At 64.3% G+C, this 18,074-nt stretch carries 19 protein-coding genes; 11 read left to right on the top strand and 8 right to left on the bottom strand.

All coding sequences use genetic code 11. The features are described 5' to 3' along the window. Positions 1 to 47 precede the first annotated feature (47 nt). From gap to JNE37_RS12010, 9 genes are all read left to right on the top strand, one after another. The gene (gene gap / locus JNE37_RS12050; protein ID WP_035035640.1) at positions 48 to 1,055 is read left to right on the top strand and encodes a type I glyceraldehyde-3-phosphate dehydrogenase; all 1,008 of its coding nucleotides are present in this window, start codon (positions 48 to 50) and stop codon (positions 1,053 to 1,055) included. A 223-nt stretch (positions 1,056 to 1,278) separates the two neighbouring features. Then, on the top strand, positions 1,279 to 1,479 hold the full coding sequence (locus JNE37_RS12045) for a hypothetical protein (protein ID WP_203062963.1): 201 nt from the start codon (positions 1,279 to 1,281) through the stop codon (positions 1,477 to 1,479). A 5-nt stretch (positions 1,480 to 1,484) separates the two neighbouring features. After that, on the top strand, positions 1,485 to 2,687 hold the full coding sequence (locus JNE37_RS12040) for a phosphoglycerate kinase (protein WP_203062962.1): 1,203 nt from the start codon (positions 1,485 to 1,487) through the stop codon (positions 2,685 to 2,687). A 105-nt stretch (positions 2,688 to 2,792) separates the two neighbouring features. Further along, positions 2,793 to 3,815 carry a class I fructose-bisphosphate aldolase gene (locus tag JNE37_RS12035; protein ID WP_035035633.1) on the top strand — a complete coding sequence of 341 codons (1,023 nt, stop codon included), beginning with the start codon at positions 2,793 to 2,795 and terminating at the stop codon, positions 3,813 to 3,815. A gap of 105 nt (positions 3,816 to 3,920) precedes the next feature. After that, positions 3,921 to 4,532: a thiamine phosphate synthase gene (locus JNE37_RS12030; RefSeq protein ID WP_203062961.1), complete on the top strand. Its 612-nt coding sequence runs from the start codon at positions 3,921 to 3,923 to the stop codon at positions 4,530 to 4,532. Then, positions 4,532 to 5,530, top strand: a complete 999-nt coding sequence (locus JNE37_RS12025; RefSeq protein WP_052015559.1) for a tetratricopeptide repeat protein — start codon at positions 4,532 to 4,534, stop codon at positions 5,528 to 5,530. Before JNE37_RS12030 ends, JNE37_RS12025 begins: the two co-directional genes overlap by 1 nt. A gap of 91 nt (positions 5,531 to 5,621) precedes the next feature. After that, positions 5,622 to 6,416 (top strand): inositol monophosphatase family protein, encoded by a 795-nt coding sequence (locus tag JNE37_RS12020; protein ID WP_035035632.1) that lies wholly within the window; start codon positions 5,622 to 5,624, stop codon positions 6,414 to 6,416. An 85-nt stretch (positions 6,417 to 6,501) separates the two neighbouring features. Then, positions 6,502 to 7,494 (top strand): hypothetical protein, encoded by a 993-nt coding sequence (locus JNE37_RS12015; RefSeq protein ID WP_052015556.1) that lies wholly within the window; start codon positions 6,502 to 6,504, stop codon positions 7,492 to 7,494. Between the two features lie 26 nt (positions 7,495 to 7,520). Then, positions 7,521 to 8,543 carry a peptidoglycan -binding protein gene (locus JNE37_RS12010; protein ID WP_035035628.1) on the top strand — a complete coding sequence of 341 codons (1,023 nt, stop codon included), beginning with the start codon at positions 7,521 to 7,523 and terminating at the stop codon, positions 8,541 to 8,543. Positions 8,544 to 9,097: 554 nt separating this feature from the next. Here JNE37_RS12010 and JNE37_RS12005 read toward each other — a convergent pair. The 5 genes from JNE37_RS12005 to JNE37_RS11985 form a co-directional block, all read right to left on the bottom strand. Further along, entirely contained in the window at positions 9,098 to 10,504 is a 1,407-nt protein-coding gene (locus tag JNE37_RS12005; RefSeq protein WP_035093741.1) for an NAD(P)(+) transhydrogenase (Re/Si-specific) subunit beta, read from the bottom strand. 9 nt (positions 10,505 to 10,513) lie between these two features. Further along, positions 10,514 to 10,876 (bottom strand): proton-translocating transhydrogenase family protein, encoded by a 363-nt coding sequence (locus tag JNE37_RS12000; protein ID WP_035035626.1) that lies wholly within the window; start codon positions 10,874 to 10,876, stop codon positions 10,514 to 10,516. After that, a complete protein-coding gene (locus JNE37_RS11995) occupies positions 10,877 to 12,310 on the bottom strand; it encodes a Re/Si-specific NAD(P)(+) transhydrogenase subunit alpha (RefSeq protein ID WP_203062958.1) in 1,434 nt (477 codons plus the stop codon). A 183-nt stretch (positions 12,311 to 12,493) separates the two neighbouring features. Beyond that, positions 12,494 to 12,736, bottom strand: a complete 243-nt coding sequence (locus JNE37_RS11990) for an aa3-type cytochrome c oxidase subunit IV (protein ID WP_035035620.1) — start codon at positions 12,734 to 12,736, stop codon at positions 12,494 to 12,496. A 32-nt stretch (positions 12,737 to 12,768) separates the two neighbouring features. Next, entirely contained in the window at positions 12,769 to 14,595 is a 1,827-nt protein-coding gene (locus tag JNE37_RS11985) for a M3 family oligoendopeptidase (protein WP_246513226.1), read from the bottom strand. A 169-nt stretch (positions 14,596 to 14,764) separates the two neighbouring features. Here JNE37_RS11985 and JNE37_RS11980 point away from each other — a divergent pair, with 169 nt between their 5' ends. Then, complete coding sequence (locus tag JNE37_RS11980; protein WP_203062957.1) at positions 14,765 to 16,249, top strand: sigma-54-dependent transcriptional regulator; 1,485 nt, start codon at positions 14,765 to 14,767, stop codon at positions 16,247 to 16,249. Between the two features lie 8 nt (positions 16,250 to 16,257). Here the strand turns inward: JNE37_RS11980 and JNE37_RS11975 are convergent, their stop codons facing one another. From JNE37_RS11975 to ykgO, 3 genes are all read right to left on the bottom strand, one after another. Further along, positions 16,258 to 16,632 (bottom strand): hypothetical protein, encoded by a 375-nt coding sequence (locus tag JNE37_RS11975; protein ID WP_203062955.1) that lies wholly within the window; start codon positions 16,630 to 16,632, stop codon positions 16,258 to 16,260. Between the two features lie 41 nt (positions 16,633 to 16,673). Next, a complete protein-coding gene (locus JNE37_RS11970; RefSeq protein WP_035035610.1) occupies positions 16,674 to 17,093 on the bottom strand; it encodes an SRPBCC family protein in 420 nt (139 codons plus the stop codon). A 124-nt stretch (positions 17,094 to 17,217) separates the two neighbouring features. After that, the gene (ykgO, locus tag JNE37_RS11965; RefSeq protein ID WP_035035608.1) at positions 17,218 to 17,343 is read right to left on the bottom strand and encodes a type B 50S ribosomal protein L36; all 126 of its coding nucleotides are present in this window, start codon (positions 17,341 to 17,343) and stop codon (positions 17,218 to 17,220) included. A 209-nt stretch (positions 17,344 to 17,552) separates the two neighbouring features. Between ykgO and JNE37_RS11960 the strand changes: the two genes are divergently transcribed. Next, complete coding sequence (locus tag JNE37_RS11960; RefSeq protein WP_203062953.1) at positions 17,553 to 18,038, top strand: response regulator; 486 nt, start codon at positions 17,553 to 17,555, stop codon at positions 18,036 to 18,038. The last annotated feature ends 36 nt before the right edge of the window (positions 18,039 to 18,074 follow it).

Here is an 18,074-nt window from a genome sequence, read left to right as displayed (position 1 = left end):
CCTTCTAGCGCTTCTTTCCCTCCCCATCTGCCCTCAAGGAGCACCCAATGGCAGTTCGCGTCGCCATCAATGGATTTGGCCGTATCGGCCGCAACATTCTGCGGGCGATCATCGAGAGCGGCCGCACCGATCTCGAAGTAGTGGCCATCAATGATCTTGGCCCGGTGGAAACCAATGCCCACCTCCTGCGCTTCGACTCGGTCCATGGCCGTTTCCCTCACGAGGTGAAAGTGGTCGGCGACACGCTCGATGCGGGCCGTGGCCCCATCAAGGTGACCGCCATCAAGAATCCGGCCGAGCTGCCGCATCGCGAGCTGGGCGTCGACATCGCGCTCGAATGCACGGGCTTCTTCACCGCCCGCGACAAGGCCGCTTTGCACCTGGAAGCCGGCGCCAAGAAGGTGCTGATCTCCGCTCCCGGCGAAGGCGCTGACCTGACCGTCGTCTACGGCATCAACCACGACAAGCTCGGCAAGGAGCACGTGGTGGTCTCGAACGCATCGTGCACCACCAACTGCCTGGCCCCGCTCGCCTATGTCCTCAACGAAGCCTTCGGCATCGAAAAGGGCATGATGACGACCATCCACTCCTATACCGGTGACCAGCCCACGCTCGACACCATGCACAAGGATCTTTATCGCGGCCGCGCTGCCGCGCTTTCGCAGATCCCGACCTCGACCGGCGCAGCCAAGGCCATCGGCCTGGTGCTCCCCGAGCTCAAGGGCAAGCTGGACGGCGTCTCCGTGCGCGTGCCGACCCCGAACGTGTCGCTCGTCGACTTCAAGTTCGTGTCCAAGCGCAAGGTGACGGCCGACGAAGTCAACCAGGCCCTGATCGCGGCTGCCGACGGCAAGCTCAAGAACATCCTGGCCTATACCCGTCACCCCAACGTCTCGATCGACCTCAACCACGATCCCCATTCCTCGACCGTGGCACTCGACCAGACCAAGGTCATGGAAGGCGACTTCGTGTCGGTCCTCTCCTGGTACGACAACGAATGGGGCTTCTCGAACCGCATGGCCGATACCGCCGCCGCTCTGGGCCGCACGCTCTAAGACCAAAGGCCGACTTGGAATTGGAGAGGGCCGGCATGTTTGCCGGCCCTTTGCTTTTGCAGCGTCCCGCCCGTCGTCATCCCGTAACACCCCGCCCCTATCTTCCATCCTGTTGATTCGTTGCGGGGGCAGCGGCGTGCGGGAACTGGAGAGGTTTCTGGCAGGGGCGTTCCTGGTCGGGAGCGCGATTAGCGGGTGGTTTCACCAGCCCGGCTGGCTCCTCATGCCCGCTGCCGCCTCGCTCACCTTCCTCCTCATCGAAGATCGCGCCGTGCGGCTGCGGATCGGGGCTGCGGCCTGGGCCAGCGAGGGCTATGCGCGGTTCCTCGTGGGCACGAACCTGTCGTTATTGCTGCGGAACGCTATTCTGAACGCCTCAATCCTTGCTATAGCATCGGCACTGCATTCAGTGCTTGGTGGATAGATCTCATGGCTGGTTTCAAGACCCTCGGCGACCTCGATCTCAAGGGGAAGCGCGTGCTGCTGCGCGCCGATCTCAACGTGCCCGTCGCCGATGGCAAGGTTACCGACGCCACCCGCATCGAACGCATCGTCCCGACCATCAGAGAGATCGTCAAAGCCGACGGCAAGGTCGTGCTGCTCTCCCATTTCGGTCGCCCCAAGGGCAAGGTCGACCCTGACTATTCGCTCGAGCAGGTCGCCGCGACCGTGGCTGATGTTACCGGCCACCCGGTCGGGTTCGTCGCCACCGACTGGGTTGACGTGACCAATGCCCAGAAGGCCATCGAGGCCGCCCCTCCGGGCAGCGTGCTGCTCCTTGAGAACACCCGCTTCCACCCCGGCGAAGAGGCCAATGACGTCGAACTCGCCGAGCGCATGGCGAGCCTCGGCGATCTTTACGTCAACGACGCCTTCTCGGCCGCCCACCGCGCCCATGCCTCGACCGAAGCGCTCGCGCACCTGCTGCCGTCCGCTGCCGGCCTTGCCATGCAGGCCGAACTCGAGGCACTCGAAGCCGGTCTCGGCAATCCCCGGAAACCCGTGATCGCCGTCGTCGGCGGCGCCAAGGTTTCGACCAAGATCGACCTCCTCGAGAATCTGGTGACCAAGGTCGATGGCCTCATCATCGGTGGTGGCATGGCCAATACCTTCCTTCATGCGCTCGGTTACGGCGTCGGCAAGTCGCTGGCCGAGAAGGATCTGGCAGAGACCGCCAAGCGCATCATGGAGACGGCCGAGCGGCACAAATGCGCCGTGATCCTGCCGATCGACGGCGCCGTGGCCTGGCATTTCGAGGCCAACGCGCCCCATCGCTTCTATGGCGTGGACGCGGTCGACCCCGATGGCATGATCCTCGATGTCGGCCCCTCCTCGATCGAGCGCATCACCGGGGCAATCGATGACGCCAGCACCGTCGTCTGGAACGGCCCGCTCGGCGCTTTCGAGATTACCCCCTTTGACGCCGGCACCGTGGCCGTGGCCCGGCACGTTGCCGCGCGCACCAAGGCCGGTAAGCTCGTTTCGGTGGCTGGCGGCGGCGATACCGTAGCCGCCCTCGCCCATGCCGGGGTGAAGGACGACTTCACCTATGTATCGACAGCCGGCGGCGCCTTCCTCGAATGGATGGAGGGCAAGCCGCTTCCGGGTGTGGAGGCGCTCAAGGCGAGCTGAGCGCAACTCGCCTTCCGGCTTAAACCGAACGTCTAATCGACGCATCGCGGCCCGACAGCCTAAATTTTGGTCATCCAACCTACGAAGGGGTGACCTATGCCGGCTATGTCGTTGAATGCCATTGCTCAGAAGCTGGTGGAACCGGGCAAGGGCATTCTCGCCGCCGACGAATCCGAACCGACGATCGCCAAGCGCTTTGCGGCCATCGGTATCGGTAACACGCCCGAGCTTCGCCGCGATTATCGCGAAATGCTGTTCCGCTCGCGCGAGGCCATGACCCGCTACATCTCCGGCGCCATCCTCACCGAGGAGACCCTCAAGCAGGACGGCGCCGACGGCACTGCTTTCATCGCCCTCCTCGCCGACAGCGACGTCATCCCCGGCATCAAGGTCGACCGCGGCACCTTCCCGATGCCCGGCTCCTCCGGTGAGAAGATCACCGAAGGCCTCGATGGCCTGCGCCAGCGCCTGGCCGAATATGCTGCCCTCGGCGCCGGCTTCGCCAAGTGGCGCGCCGTCATCACCATTGCCGAGCAGGCCCCGAGCCGCAACGCCATGCGCGCCAATGCCCATGCCCTTGCCCGCTATGCCATGCTCTGCCAGGAAGCCGGCATCGTGCCGGTGGTGGAGCCTGAAGTCGTCGGCGACGGCGAGCCGGGTGACCACACCATCGAGCGCTGCCAGGAAGTGACCGAAGAGACGCTTGAGACCGTGTTCAACGAACTGCGTCTGGCCGGCGTCGATTTCACCGGCATGCTGCTCAAGCCCAACATGGTTCTTGCCGGCCACAAGGCGGCCCGCCAGGCCGATGTCGAGGAAGTTGCCCGCCGCACCGTCGAGACGCTGCGCGCCACCGTGCCCGCCGCCGTTCCCGGCATCGCCTTCCTGTCGGGCGGCCAGACCGACGAAGAAGCGACGGCACACCTGAGCGCCATGAACCGGCTCGATGGCCTCCCCTGGAAGGTCACTTTCTCCTATGGCCGCGCCCTCCAGAACGCCGCGCTGCGCCTCTGGTCCGGCCGGGCTGAAAACATCGAATTGGCCCAGGCGGCCTTCGCTCACCGTGCCCGGATGAACAGCCTCGCCTCGCTCGGAAAGTGGCAGGGCGACCTCGATCGCGCCGCCTGATTGCACACTTCGCGTGGGCTTGATGCCGCTGGCCCTTGCCAGCGACCCTTTTCTTGACAAAATGCGCGGCCACTGACGGCCGCGCATTTTTTGCAAGTAGAGTCCATGACTGCCCAGATTTTCCTCATCGCCCCCGCTGACGCGGACCTCGCCACGTTCGCCCCGATTCTCGAGGGCGCGCTGGCTTCCGTTCCCGTCTCGGCGCTGTTCCTGCCCCGGGGCTTGCGCGGCGAGAATGCGTACAAGGACTTCGTCAAGGTCATGGCGCCCATCGCGCAGGCCGAGGGCTGCGCTGTGCTCATCGAGGGCGAACCCGGCTGGGTCCGTACGCTCGGCGCCGACGGCCTCCATGTCCTGGGCTCGGCCAAGGCATTGCCGACCGCCAGGGCCGCCGTCTCCGCACTCAAGCCGCAGCTCATCGTGGGCGCAGGCCCTGCCGCCAGCCGGCACGACGCCATGACGCTGGGCGAACTCGATATCGACTACGTGTTCTTCGGTCCGCTCGAAGGCGATCTCCCCGCCGAGGCGCGAGACATGGCGACCTGGTGGTCCGAGACCATGGAAGTGCCCGCCGTACTTTCCGACCCGCAAGCCGATGGCGAAACCGCCGATCCTTCCGGATGCGAATTCCTGGCCGTTGGCGAAAGCGTCTGGAAAGCGCCACAAGGTGCGGCTATTGCACTGAGCCAGATCGCCCAGCGCCTGGAGTCCTTCTGATGCCCAAACGATCGGGTGCCATTCTCGCCGCTCTCCTTCTCGCCGCCTCGACGGCGACGCTGGCGCTGGCGCAGACCACCGAGGACGCACGCGCCATCAGCGAAGACATCTTCGGCTCCAGCGTTCCTCCCGACGAAGCCTTCGGCGCCTTCCAGCGCGGCTATTACCTGACGGCGCTGAGCCTCGCCCTACCCCGGGCGGAGAAAGGCGACGGCGCGGCGCAGACGCTCATCGGCGAGATCTATTCCAAGGGCCTCGGCGTTGCCGAGAACGTCGCCCGGGCGTCGAGCTGGTACGCGCTTGCCAGCAAGAACGGCGACATGATGGGCACGTTCGAACTCGCCCTGCTCTATCAGGACGGGCGCGGCGTTACCAAGAGCCGCGAGAAGGCGGCCGAACTCTTCAAGAAGGCGGCGGAGGCTGGCTACATGCCGGCCAAGTACAACCTCGCCATGCTCTATATCGAAGGCGTCTATGTCGAGCCGAACATGACCCGCGCCGCCGAGCTCCTCAAGGAGGCCGCCGATTCTGGCATGCCCGAGGCGCAGTACGATTACGGCGTGCTGCTGATGGAAGGCGCCGGTGCGGCGCCCAATCCCAAGGCCGGCGCCGAGCAGATCGGCCTCGCCGCAGACCAAGGGCTACCGGCCGCCCAGGTGGAGTATGCTACGCTCCTTTACCTGGGCCGTGGCGTCGACAAGAATCTCGAAGAGGCGGTCAAGTGGTACCGCAAGGCGGCTGTCGGCGGGAACGCCGTGGCGCAGAACCGCTATGCCAAGCTCCTGGCAGTTGGCGAAGGCGTCGACCTTGACCTCGAGGAAGCTGCGATGTGGCGGGCACTGGCGAAGCGCCAGGGCCTCAACGACGCCACGCTCGACAAGCTCCTCGTCTCGATCCCCGCCGAGGACCTGGCCAAGGCCGAGAACCGGGCCCGCTACTGGCCGGGCGAACCGCCCACCGCGACGGCGGATGCGGGCGAGGCTGCAAAGGCACCATGAGCGCCGCGGGCAGCTTGGCCCCTTGAACCTTGGGGCTTCCAAGGCTAGAAGCCCACATCTCCTTTCCGATCCACTTTTTCCGGCTTGTCCAATGGCCCGCTCCGCACTGCTCAATGTCATGGTTCAGGCCGCCATCAAGGCCGGCAAGTCCCTCACCCGCGATTTCGGCGAGGTCGAGAACCTGCAGGTCTCCCGCAAGGGCCCCGCCGATTTCGTCTCTGCCGCCGATCGCCGCGCCGAACAGATCGTCTTTGACGAGCTGCGCAAGGCTCGCCCGACCTATGCTTTCCTCATGGAGGAGGGCGGCGAAGTTGCCGGTACCGACGGCCAGCATCGCTGGATCATCGATCCCCTGGACGGCACCACCAATTTTCTCCACTCGATCCCGCTCTTTGCGGTAGCCATCGCCCTGGAGCGCGCCAACGAGATCGTCGCCTCGGTGATCTACAATCCGATCATGGATGAGATGTTCACCGCCGAGAAGGGCGGCGGCGCCTGGCTTCAGGACCGCAAGCGCCTCCGCGTCGCGGCCCGCCGGCACCTCGCCGACGCCGTGGTCGCTACCGGCATCAAGGTGATGAACCCCGTCGAGGACGCCCTGGCGCTGCGCCAGGTCAATCACATTTCCCCCGCCGTCGCCGGCATCCGCCGCTCCGGCTCGGCCTCGACCGACCTCGCCTGGCTGGCTGCCGGCCGGTTCGATGCCTATTGGGAAAGCCAGCTCAAGCCCTGGGACGTTGCGCCCGGCCTGCTGATGGTCAAGGAAGCCGGCGGCTTCGTCACCGACTATGCCGGCGTGGGCGGCAGCATATGGAACGGCCAGGTCGTGGCCGGCAACGAAACCATCCAGGCGCTCCTCCTCAAGGAAATCAAGGCAGTCAAATAGGCTTGGGCGGAAGCGCTCAGCCATTGTCACGCCCTTGCGATGCACTTAGTGTTGTTTAACGATTTGTTAGCAACACGTGCGGGCCATGGCGACCAGTTACGACCCCTATAATCTGGCGAGCCCCCTCGTCTACCTCGTCAAGATCGTTATCTTTCTGATACTGGTCGCGTTGATAGCGGCGATCCTGGCCCCCCAGATCGTCACCTTCTTCTGGGCGAACCCGTTCATCAACTCGATGATCTTCCTGACCCTGGCGATCGGCATCTTCCTGTCGTTCCGCCAGATCATCCGCCTCTTCCCGGAAGTGAAGTGGGTGAACTCGATCCAGGACGGCACGATGGGCGATGTCCGCCCGCCGGTGCTGCTTGCCCCCGTCGCCGGCATCCTCCGCGACCGGCTGGGCGAAGCGATCATCACCCCGCAATCGATGCGCTCGATCCTCGATTCGGTCGGCATCCGGCTCGACGAGGCCAAGGACACCTCGCGCTATCTCACGGGCCTCCTGGTTTTCCTCGGCCTTCTCGGTACGTTCTACGGCCTCCTCCAGACGGTGACCTCGGTCGCCAGCGTCATCCAGGCGCTCGACGTCAACCAGGCCGATACGACGAGCCTTTTCGGCAACCTCAAGGAAGGCCTCACCGCCCCGCTGGGCGGCATGGGCACCGCCTTCTCGTCTTCGCTCTTCGGCCTTTCCGGTTCGCTGATCCTCGGCTTCCTCGACCTCCAGACCGGCCAGGCGCAGAACGCCTTCTATACCGATCTCGAGGACTGGATGACCTCGATGACCGAACTCGACCACCCGATGACGGCATTGCAGGCATCCGGGCTGGGCGTCCAGGGCACGGACATGCAGGCCATGCTCGACCGGCTCGGCACGACGATGCAGAGCACCAATTCCTCCCAGAACGCCATCCGCGCCATGGCTGAACTGGCCAAGGGCATCGACGGGCTCGTCAAACATATGCGGGCTGAGCAGGATACGCTGCGAACGCATATCGCCGAGCAGAGCGAGAACAACGCCAAGCTGCGCGAATTGATCGACGAGATGCTGGCCACCCTCAAGGGGGACCAGCGGTGAGCCCCGACCAGCCGGAGCGCTGCTAGATGGCCCTCAGTCGCCGCGCCCGCGAGGTCACCAATTACTGGCCGGGATTCGTCGATGCGCTGTCGAGCCTCTTGCTCGTCATCATCTTCCTCCTGTCGCTCTTCATGCTTACCCAGTTCTTCACCAGTCAGGAATTGCTGGGCAAGGACACCGCGCTGTCGCGCCTCAACTCGCAGATTGCCGAGCTGACCGACCTGCTCCAGCTCGAGCGCGCCAATAATTCGGACCTCGAAGCCACCATCGCCAACCTCACGGCCACGCTTTCGGGTGCCGAGCAGGACCGCGATCGGCTGCAGGGGCAACTGGCCGGTATCGGCGCAGGAGACGCGGGCAAGGACGAGGCCATTGCCGACCTCAATGCGCAGCTCGCCGGCGAGAAGGAAGTTTCGCGCGAGGCGGCGGCGCAGGTGGCGCTGCTCAACCAGCAGCTGGCGGCCCTGCGCACCCAGATCGCGGCGCTTGAGGACGCCTTGCAGGCCTCTGAGACCCGAGACACTGAATCGCGCACCAAGATCGCCGATCTGGGACGGCGTCTGAACGTGGCCTTGGCCCAGCGCGTGCAGGATCTGTCGCGCTATCGCTCCGACTTCTTCGGCCGCTTGCGGCAGATTCTCGAAGGCCGCGCCGACGTGCGCGTCGTGGGCGACCGCTTCGTCTTCCAGTCCGAAGTACTGTTCGAACCCGGCAAGGCCGATATCTCGCCGGGCGGCGTCGCCGACCTGCAAGGCCTTGCCCAGGCGATCCTGCAGCTCGAGAAGGAAATTCCGCCCGATATCAACTGGGTGCTCCGCATCGACGGCCATACCGACAAGCGCCCGATCTCCAACGCCCAGTTCCCCTCGAACTGGGAGTTGTCGGCCGCCCGCGCCATTTCGGTGGCCAAGTATCTCGTGAGTCAGGGCGTATCGCCCAACCGGCTGGTCGCCGCCGGCTTCGGCGAATTCGCCCCGCTCGATCCGGCCGACAACGACGAAGCCTATCGCCGCAACCGTCGCATCGAATTCAAGCTGACCGAGGGTTAGCATCTCGAATTTGAGGCAAGTCCAGTCGCCGCGCGGCCTCCGGGTCGCGCGGTTTTGCTTTGGTCGGGCGGGCCCCGAGGCGAAAGTTCGCCTCAATGGGTTAGTCAAAAAAACGAGACGCACTTCGCCTCGGGGCGCCGGGATTTTGAGGACCTGATCATCGCGGCTCCGTTCCGGCAGGCTTGATGGTCGAGCCCCGGATTCGAGCGGCGTCCCATGGACCCATGCGAGGGAGCGAACCCCGCACGCCCGGCTGTCCCTGTCGCTGCGGGTCGCTCTGCAGTCCGCCCGGTGCGGCAGGGATGGGTGGATGATCTCACGGGTGGGGGGAGAGGGGATAAGTTTGCTGGGGGCGGCGGGGTGCGGATCGGTTGCCTCCGGATTGGGAGGCTAGCTCCGGTTTGAGGCTACCCCCACCCCTGTCCCCTCCCCGCAAGGGGGAGGGAGACCACAACTCGCGAGCAGTGTCTGCGGCGCACCAACCCCAACACCCCAAAACAAAAGCGCCCGCCGGTTCCCCGGCGGGCGCTCATCAATCTCGCACGATCCCGGCCTTAGTGGCCGAGCGCCTTGACGATTTCTTCGGTCACCTTCTTGGCGTCGCCGAAGAGCATCATGGTGTTGTCGCGGAAGAAGAGTTCGTTCTGGACACCGGCATAACCGGCAGCCATGCCGCGCTTGATGAAGAGCACGGTGCCCGCGTCTTCGACGTTGAGGACCGGCATGCCGTAGATCGGCGAGGTTTTGTCGGTCTTGGCGGCAGGGTTGGTCACGTCGTTGGCGCCGATGACGAAGGCAACGTCGGCCTGGGCGAACTCGGAGTTGATGTCTTCGAGCTCGAACACTTCGTCATAGGGCACATTGGCTTCGGCCAGCAGCACGTTCATATGGCCAGGCATACGACCGGCAACCGGGTGAATGGCGTACTTGACCTCGACACCGGCGGCCTTGAGCATGTCGGCCATTTCGCGCAGCGCGTGCTGGGCCTGGGCCACGGCCATGCCGTAACCAGGGACGATGATGACCTTGCCGGCATTCTTCATGAGGAATGCGGCGTCGTCGGCCGCGCCCTGCTTGACCGGGCGGGTTTCTTCTTCGCCCGAGCCCGACGAAGCCGAGGTATCGGCGCCGAAGCCGCCCAGGATCACCGAGATGAAGGAGCGGTTCATCGCCTTACACATGATGTAGGAGAGAATCGCACCCGACGAGCCCACCAGGGCGCCGGTGACGATCAGGGCGGTGTTGCCCAGCGTGAAGCCCACGGCAGCCGCGGCCCAACCCGAATAGGAGTTGAGCATCGAGACCACCACCGGCATGTCGGCGCCGCCGATCGGGATGATCATGAGGCCGCCGAGCACCAGCGCCAACACTGTGATGGCCCAGAAGTAGATCGGGTTCGCGGTGGCGACGAGCTGCCAGATCAGGACGACCAGCACGATGCCGAGGACGATGTGGAGCAGGTGCCTGCCCGGCAGCAGGATCGGCTTGCCCGACATGTTGCCGTTGAGCTTGGCGAAGGCGATGACCGAACCGGTGAAGGTGAAGGCACCCACGGCGACGCCGAGGGCCATTTCGACCAGGGCCTGGCCATGGATTTCGCCGACATGGCCGATGCCGAAGGCTTCCGGCGCATAGAGCGCGGCGGCGGCCACGAACACGGCGGCAAGACCAACCAGCGAGTGGAAGGCCGCCACGAGCTGGGGCATGTCCGTCATCTTGACGTTACGGGCGAGGTAAGCGCCGATGCCGCCACCAATGGCGAGGCCACCGATGATGAGAGCCCAGGACACCAGGTCCGACGGGGCGGCGAGAGCCAGCGTGGTCAGGATGGCGATAGCCATGCCGATCATGCCGAACTGGTTGCCGCGGCGCGAGGAAGCGGGGCTGGAAAGGCCGCGCAGCGCCAGGATGAACAGCACGCCCGAGATGAGATAGAGGACGGCTGCGATATTGGCGTTGATCATCTCAGGTCAGCCCTTCTTCTTGTACATTGCCAGCATGCGCTGGGTGACGAGGAACCCACCGAAGATGTTCACGCTCGCAAACACGAGGGCGATGAACCCGAAGACCTTCGAGATCCAGCTCGCATCGGAAGCCAGCTGCACGCCCACGGCGAGCAGGGCACCGACCACGATCACCGAGGAAATGGCGTTGGTCACGCTCATGAGCGGGGTGTGGAGAGCCGGGGTCACCGACCAGACCACGTAATAGCCCACGAAGATCGCGAGCACGAAGATCGAAAGACGGAAGATGAAGGGGTCGATCGCCCCGCCGGTGGCAGCGCTCGCGGCAGCAGCAGCCGCGTCGGCCACGTTTTGTGCGGTCTGTTCCATTTACTTGGTTTCCTTGGGCGTGGCCGACTTGGCCGTGCTGGACTTGGTCGTTGCGGGCTTGGCAGCGGCAGGCTTCTTGGCAGTCGGCTTCTTGGCCGGAGCCGCGGCAGCAGCTTCCGCCGGCTTGGCAGCAGCCTTGGGAGCGGCGGCCTTCTTGGCCGGAGCCGACTTCGCCTCGGCAGGAGCAGCAGCCTCGGCCTTGGCGGCCGGAGCCTTCTTGGCAGCCGGCGCGGCCTTCGCTGCAGGGGCGGCCTTGGCGGCCGGAGCAGGCTTCGCAGCCGGAGCCGCAGCAGCGGCCGGAGCGTCTACCTTGATGTTCGGATGGACGATCGCGCCTTCCTTGGTGAGGACGGTGGCCTTGACCAACTCGTCGTCCCAATTGACCGCAACGACCTTGGCCTTCTTATCGACCAGGGTCTCGATGAAAGCGAGGAGGTTACGGGCATAGAGCTGGCTGGCGCTCGTCGGCACGCGGTTCTGGCCCTGGACGAGGCCCAGGATCTTGACGCCATTGTGCTCGACCAGCTTGTTCGGCTGGCTCAGCTCGACGTTGCCCCCACGCTCGGAAGCCATGTCGATGATGACCGAGCCCGGAGCCATGGTCTCGATCATCGCCTTGGTGATGAGCCGCGGAGCCGCACGGCCCGGGATCAGCGCGGTGGTGATGACGATATCCTGCTTGGCGATGTGCTGGGCAGTGAGCTCGGCCTGCTTGGCCTGATACTCGGCCGACATCGGCTTGGCGTAGCCGGTAGCGGTTTCGGCCTGCTTGAATTCTTCGTCCTCGACGGCGATGAACTTGCCGCCCAGGGACTCCACCTGCTCCTTGGCGGCCGGACGCACGTCATTGGCCGAAACCACGGCGCCGAGGCGCTTGGCGGTGGCGATGGCCTGGAGGCCAGCAACGCCCGCACCCATGATGAAGGCCTTGGCCGGACGCACGGTACCGGCGGCGGTCATCATCATCGGCATGGCGCGATCGAAAAGGCCCGCGGCCTCGATCACGGCCTGGTAGCCCGCCAGGTTCGCCTGAGAGGAAAGAATGTCCATCACCTGCGCGCGGGTGATGCGCGGCATGAATTCCATGGCGAAGGTAGCCACGCCCGCCTTGGCGAGGGCCAGGATATCCTTCTCGTTGCCGTAGGGATCCATGCCACCGATAACCAGCGCGCCCTTGTTGACGCCGGCCATGAGCGCGGCACCGGGACGGCGGACGGTCAGCACGATATCGGCGCCCTTGAGGGCAGCCTCCGCGGTGGCGGCGACTTCCGCACCGGCGGTCTTGTATTCGGCGTCAGGGATGCGCGACGCCTCACCCGCGCCTTTTTCGATGGCGACCGTAGCGCCCAGCGCGATCAGCTTGCCCACCGTCTCTGGGGTGGCGGCGACGCGCGTCTCCCCGTCGGTGCGTTCGCGCACGACTGCAATTTTCATGGGATTTACCTCAATGGACCCCGAACCCGCGAATGCGGGTCCGATGCTCTTTCAAACACGAAAGGGCCCGAGTCGGCGCTGCCGCGCTCCCCCCTCAGCCCAAACCCGTCAAGGGACAATACAAAAAAAGTGGCCCGGCACAAGGCCGGGCCATTGATACTTTTGCCGCACTAGGCGGGGTTTTCAGCCCTTTCGCTGAAAGACAGCCATCAGCGGCGGCACGATGATCGAGGCGAAGATCAGGATGCCGCCCAGCACCGGCTGCCCGCCGATGACGACGAAATAGAGGCCGATCATCAGGAGCGCCATGCCGATGACGGAGAGCTTGATCAGCTCCACGAAGCCACGATAGGTGCGCTCCTGCTCGGCATAATCCATGGACGTAAGAGCGGCAGCGTCGCCGGCGGTAGCGGGTTTCTTGGCCATCGGTTTCCTCAAAACAGGTCGGTCAAAATTCGTCAGTCGGGGTCGGTCGCCTCGAGCTCGTCGATGAGCCTTTCGATCATGGAAAGCCCCAGCGACCAGAACTTGGGATCCCGCGCATCCAGCCCAAACGGCGCAAGCAGTTCGGAATGGTGCTTGGAGCCCCCAGCCTTGAGCAGCTCGAAATAGCGCTCGGCAAACCCTTCGCTGGACTTCTCATACTGTGCGTAGAGCGAGTTCACAAGGCAGTCGCCGAATGCATAGGCATAGACATAGAAGGGCGAGTGGATGAAATGGGGGATATAGGCCCAGAAGATGTCGTAGCCTTCATTGAGCTCGATGCCCTCGCCGAGGCTTTCGCGGCTGACGTCCAGCCACATTTCATCGATTTCCTCGGTCCTTAGCTCGCCATCGCGCCGCGCGGTGTGGACCTTGCGCTCGAAGGTGTAGAAGGCAATTTGCCGCACCACCGTATTGAGCATGTCCTCGACCTTGGACGAGAGCAGCGCAAAGCGGTGCTTGGGATCGGTCGTCGCGGCAAGAAGCGAGCGGAACGTCAGCATCTCGCCGAAGACCGACGCCGTCTCGGCCAGCGTCAGCGGCGTCGGGGCCATGAGCGCGCCTTGCGGCGCGGCGAGGCGCTGGTGGACGCCATGGCCAAGCTCGTGCGCCAGGGTCATCACGTCCCGCGCGCGGCCAAGATAGTTGAGCATGAGATAGGGGTGAGCGCTCGGGACGGTCGGATGCGCGAAGGCGCCGGGCGCCTTGCCGTCCTTGACGGGCGCATCGATCCAGCCGTTCTCGAAGAAGGGCGCCGCCACCTCAGCGAGCTTGGGCGAGAACTTGCCATAAGCCTCGAGTACCGTGTCCTTGGCCGTTTCCCAATCGAAGATGCGGTCATCGGCGCTGGGCAGTGGCGCGTTGCGGTCCCAGGCATTGAGCTTGGACTTGCCGAACCACTTGGCCTTCATCTTGTAGTAGCGATGCGACAGGCGCGGATAGGCCTCGCGCACGGCCTTTTCGAGCGCATCGACCACTTCGCGTTCGACCGAGTTGGCCAGGTGCCGGCTATCGGCGATGTCGCCGAACCCGCGCCAGCGATCGGAGATTTCCTTGTCCTTGGCCAGCACGTTGGTGATGTGCGTGAAAAGCCGCTCGTTGGCATGGAGCGTCTTGGAGAGCGCATGGAACGCGACCTCGCGCTTCTTCTCGTCCTTGTCCGAAAGCAGATGCAGCGTGGCTTCCAGGCCCAGCGTCTCGCCATCGACCTCGAACTTGAGGCTGGCCATGGTTTCGTCGAACAGCCGGTTCCAGGCCGAGAAGGCGGTCACCGACTTGTCGTGGAAGAGCTCTTCCACGCGATCCTCGAGCTGGTAGGGCTTGGACTTGCGCAGCTCGGCGAACCAGGGCCGGTAGCGGGCGAGCTCGGCATCCTTGGCAAAGGCCGCTTCGAGCGCGTCGTCCTCGATACGGTTGAGTTCGAGGCCGAAGAAGATGAGCCGGGTTGAAAGCGAGGTCAGCGCCTCGTTCATGTCGCCCAGGAACTTGGCGCGGTTGGGATCCTGCGTGTTCTGCGCATATTGGAGGTAGGCGAAGGACCCGATGCGCCCGGTAAGATCGTCGAGCGCCTCGGAGCGCTTGACCGCTTCGACCAGCCCGCCATTGCGGGCGAGGCCATCGAGCTTGCCCTTGTAGGCGACCTCGAAGGCCTCGGCCTCGCGGCGCGCCTTTTCGAGATCGGTCTTGAGTTCGAGCGAATCGCGGCCCGGATAGAGGTCATCGAGGTTCCATTCGGGCATGGCGCCGAACTCGTTGTGACCCTTCTGGCTCGTGGCTTCGGTGGCGCGCGGCAGATCGGTCATGGAAACTCTCCGAGATTGTGGATTTGAGGCGCGGACCTTACCGAGCCGTCGCCCGGCTGCCAAGCGGGCGTTCCCCTCCCCGATCGTGATTAAAGCCCTCTTAACTCGCCCTCCCTAGCCTGCTCCAAAACGGCACAGCGCGATTCGGCTGGCCGCCTGAAGGATTTGCATGACGCGTGTTCTCATAGTCGACGACGATCCGGTGCAGTTGCGCCTGACCTCAGAAATCGCCAAGCGCGCCGGCTTCGCGCCTGTCACGGCCAGCGGCGGCAAGGACGCGCTGGAGCGGCTGCGCGAGGATAGCAGCATCGGCGCCATGGTGCTCGACCTCGTCATGCCCGACCTAGACGGCATGGCCGTGATGGAAGCGATGAAGCGCGAAGGGCTGACGACGCCGGTGATCGTGCAGACCGCCAATTCCTCGCTCGAAACGGTGGTGACCGCCATGCGCCAGGGCGCGGCGGACTTTTTCGTCAAGCCGGTGGCGCCCGAGCGCCTCATTATCTCATTGCGCAACGCGCTTAAGCTCGAAGCGCTTGAGACGCTGGTGCGCACCGAACGCTCGCGCCGCGCGGGCACGTTCAGCGTCGAGGATATCGTGACGCGCAGCCCGGCCATGGACCGCGTGCTCTCGCTCATCCGCAAGGCTGCCAAGAGCACCATTCCCGTGCTGATCGAAGGCGAGACCGGTACGGGCAAGGAACTAGTGGCCCGCGCCATCCAGGGCATGAGCGACCGGGCGGGAAAACCCTTCGTCACCGTCAATTGCGGGGCCATTCCACCCAATCTCGTGGAATCGACGCTGTTCGGCCACCGCAAGGGCGCCTTTACCGGCGCGACTGCCGATCATGACGGCAAATTCGCCGAAGCCCATGGCGGCACGCTATTCCTCGACGAAGTGGGCGAATTGCCACTCGATACGCAGGTAAAGCTCCTGCGCGCCATCCAGCACGGCGAGATCGAGCCCGTGGGCGCGGGACGCCCGGAAAAGGTCAATGTGCGGGTGATCTCGGCCACCAACCGGCGGCTGCTGAACTTGGCCAAGACCGGGGCCTTCCGCGAGGACCTTTTCTACCGACTCAACGTCTTCCCCATCTACGTGCCACCACTGCGCGAACGCCCTGAAGACGTCGAGGCACTAGCCATGCATTTCATCGCCCGGCTCGCCGCCGAGGCCGGACGGCGCGTGGTGGGCATCACCCCGCCTGCCCTCGACCTGCTGCAGCGCTACGACTGGCCGGGCAATATCCGCCAGCTCGAAAACGCGGTCTACCGCGCCATCGTGCTCTCGGACGGGGCCTATCTCGAAACGCCGGACTTCCCCCAGATCGTGGCCCAAACTGCTGGCCGCGAGCAGGCTGCGCGGGTAACGGAAACCTCGCCGGTTCTGGCCGCACCGATCCACATCGACCACACCCCGCCCCCCCAACCCGCCGAGTCCGAGCTCAGCCCGATCATCGAGCGCTTCCTCGACGACAATGGGGAAGTGGCAGCCCTGGCCGATGTCGAGCGGGCGCTCATCGTCTTCGCGCTGGAGCACTATTCAGGCCGCATGTCGCGCGTCGCGCGAGCGCTCGGTATCGGTCGCTCGACGCTCTATCGCAAGCTCAAGGAATATGGACTTGAAGGCGAGGCGGAGAGCGACGCGGCGTAGCAGCTGGTCTACGCCTTGAGAATGCGCGGCCCCCACGGCATCACCTGAAACACCGCGGTGGAGAAGTCGATTCCCGCGGTGGACTCGTCGGCGTTGCAATAGGCATCGATCATCGACAGACGCCCGTCCGTCAGGAAGACGCAGAAGCCCATGCCGTTCTCGATGCCAGCCACTGTGCCGTGGCCCGGATCGAGTGGCGACGCCTCGGTCAAGAGGGGAGCATCGTCAGCGACAACGAGATGGGAAAAGAACCCGCTTCCGCTGTTCTCGAAGCTCACAACACGAACGGACTCTATTTGCTGCTTGAGCGCAGCCCCAACGGCCGGATACTCGCTTGCCGCAAGTTCAAGTATTTCCCGTTCGATAGGCCAGAGCGCTCGCATTCGAGATCTATAGCTCATCGAATGGGCACTCGAAATGGTGCCTAACGCCGGTCCCCCAGCGCCTCAAGCAGCGACTTGAGTGTCAACAGGTCCGTGCGTACCCATTCCACTTCCGAATCCAGATGCTCATCGCTGACGCCGGGGCGTTGGAAGAAGGTGAAGGCGAGATCGCACCCCTCCTGGTTGGCGAAGACGCGCAGGGGCACCATAAGCGGTTCCTCGCCGCTCCGGCTGACCTCGTAGTCGAGCACGCCCCAGTCATTTCTTGGTGAGAAACGGACCGTGACCGGCCCGCGTGGATCGTCGGGCACCGCCGCGTGCCAGACATTTCCCTCCACCCGCTCGAACCGTTCGCCCAGTGCCGTAGTCCAGTTCGGCATGTTGGACGGGTCCGAGAGGTAGGCATAGACATCCGCAACCGGCCGGTTGATGGATATCGTTATAGTCCTGCTCTTCAACATTCTTGGCCTCCGCGACACGGTAAGTGGCGCGAGAATGTTAAGGAGGCTGACCGGCAAACACCTAAAATAGTAATAAAAAGGCCCGCTTTCGCCGGCCCTTCAAACTTTCTGCAAGGAGCAGCGCTCAGCCCTGGCGGGCCTTGTAGCGCTTGTCGACCTTGTTGATGATGTAAACACGGCCGCGACGGCGGACGAGCTTGTTGGCGCGGTGGCGACCCATCAGCGCCTTGAGCGAATTGGCGACTTTCATCTTTTGACCTCGATCATACGAAAAAGAGGCGCCAAGCGCCCTTTGAGTTGGGCGTCTACATAGGGGCTTTGGTTTTCCCTGTCAACGCGGGCACGGCGGATTCGTGGGTGAAGCGCGACATAACGCGCCGTTAACCGACCGGATAAGTTCGTAGGGTATTCTTGCTGGTTCCATCAAGCTTGAAGTCTCGACACCAAGAGTAATGCGTAATGGCTTCCCAGGACTTTGCTGACCTTTCCGTGCTTGTGGCCGAATCCAACACGCAGATGGCCGATCTCCTCAGCCAGATGCTGCGTGGATTGGGCGTACGCAAGATTCAGATCGCCACCGATGCCGTCGCCGCCTCGGGTTCCCTCCGCCGCGGCGGGGTGGACGTGCTGATGATCGACGAGGCCTTGAAGGGCCTCGACGGCACGACCTTCACCCGCCGGTTGCGGCGGTCGGAGGACGAAACCCATCGCCACGTCGCCGTGGTGATGATGGCCTCTCATCCGAGCGCCGCGGCCATCAACAAGGCGCGCGACGCCGGAATCACCGAATTTCTGCGCCGACCCTTCTCGGCCGCCCAGATCGAGGAGAAGCTCGGCGCAATCATGAAGGCGCCCCGAGCATTCGTGGAAACCGACAGCTATGTCGGCCCTGACCGCCGGCGGCGTTCGGCGGGCATCGGCGGAGATGATCGCCGGGCGTCGTGAAGTCGGGCCTAGGCCCCTTCGCCCCTATCTGGCGCT

It is taken from the genome of Paradevosia shaoguanensis (genome assembly GCF_016801025.1).
In the GTDB taxonomy this organism is placed as follows: Bacteria; Pseudomonadota; Alphaproteobacteria; order Rhizobiales; family Devosiaceae; genus Paradevosia; species Paradevosia shaoguanensis.
This window is presented reverse-complemented; position numbering and strand designations above follow the sequence as displayed.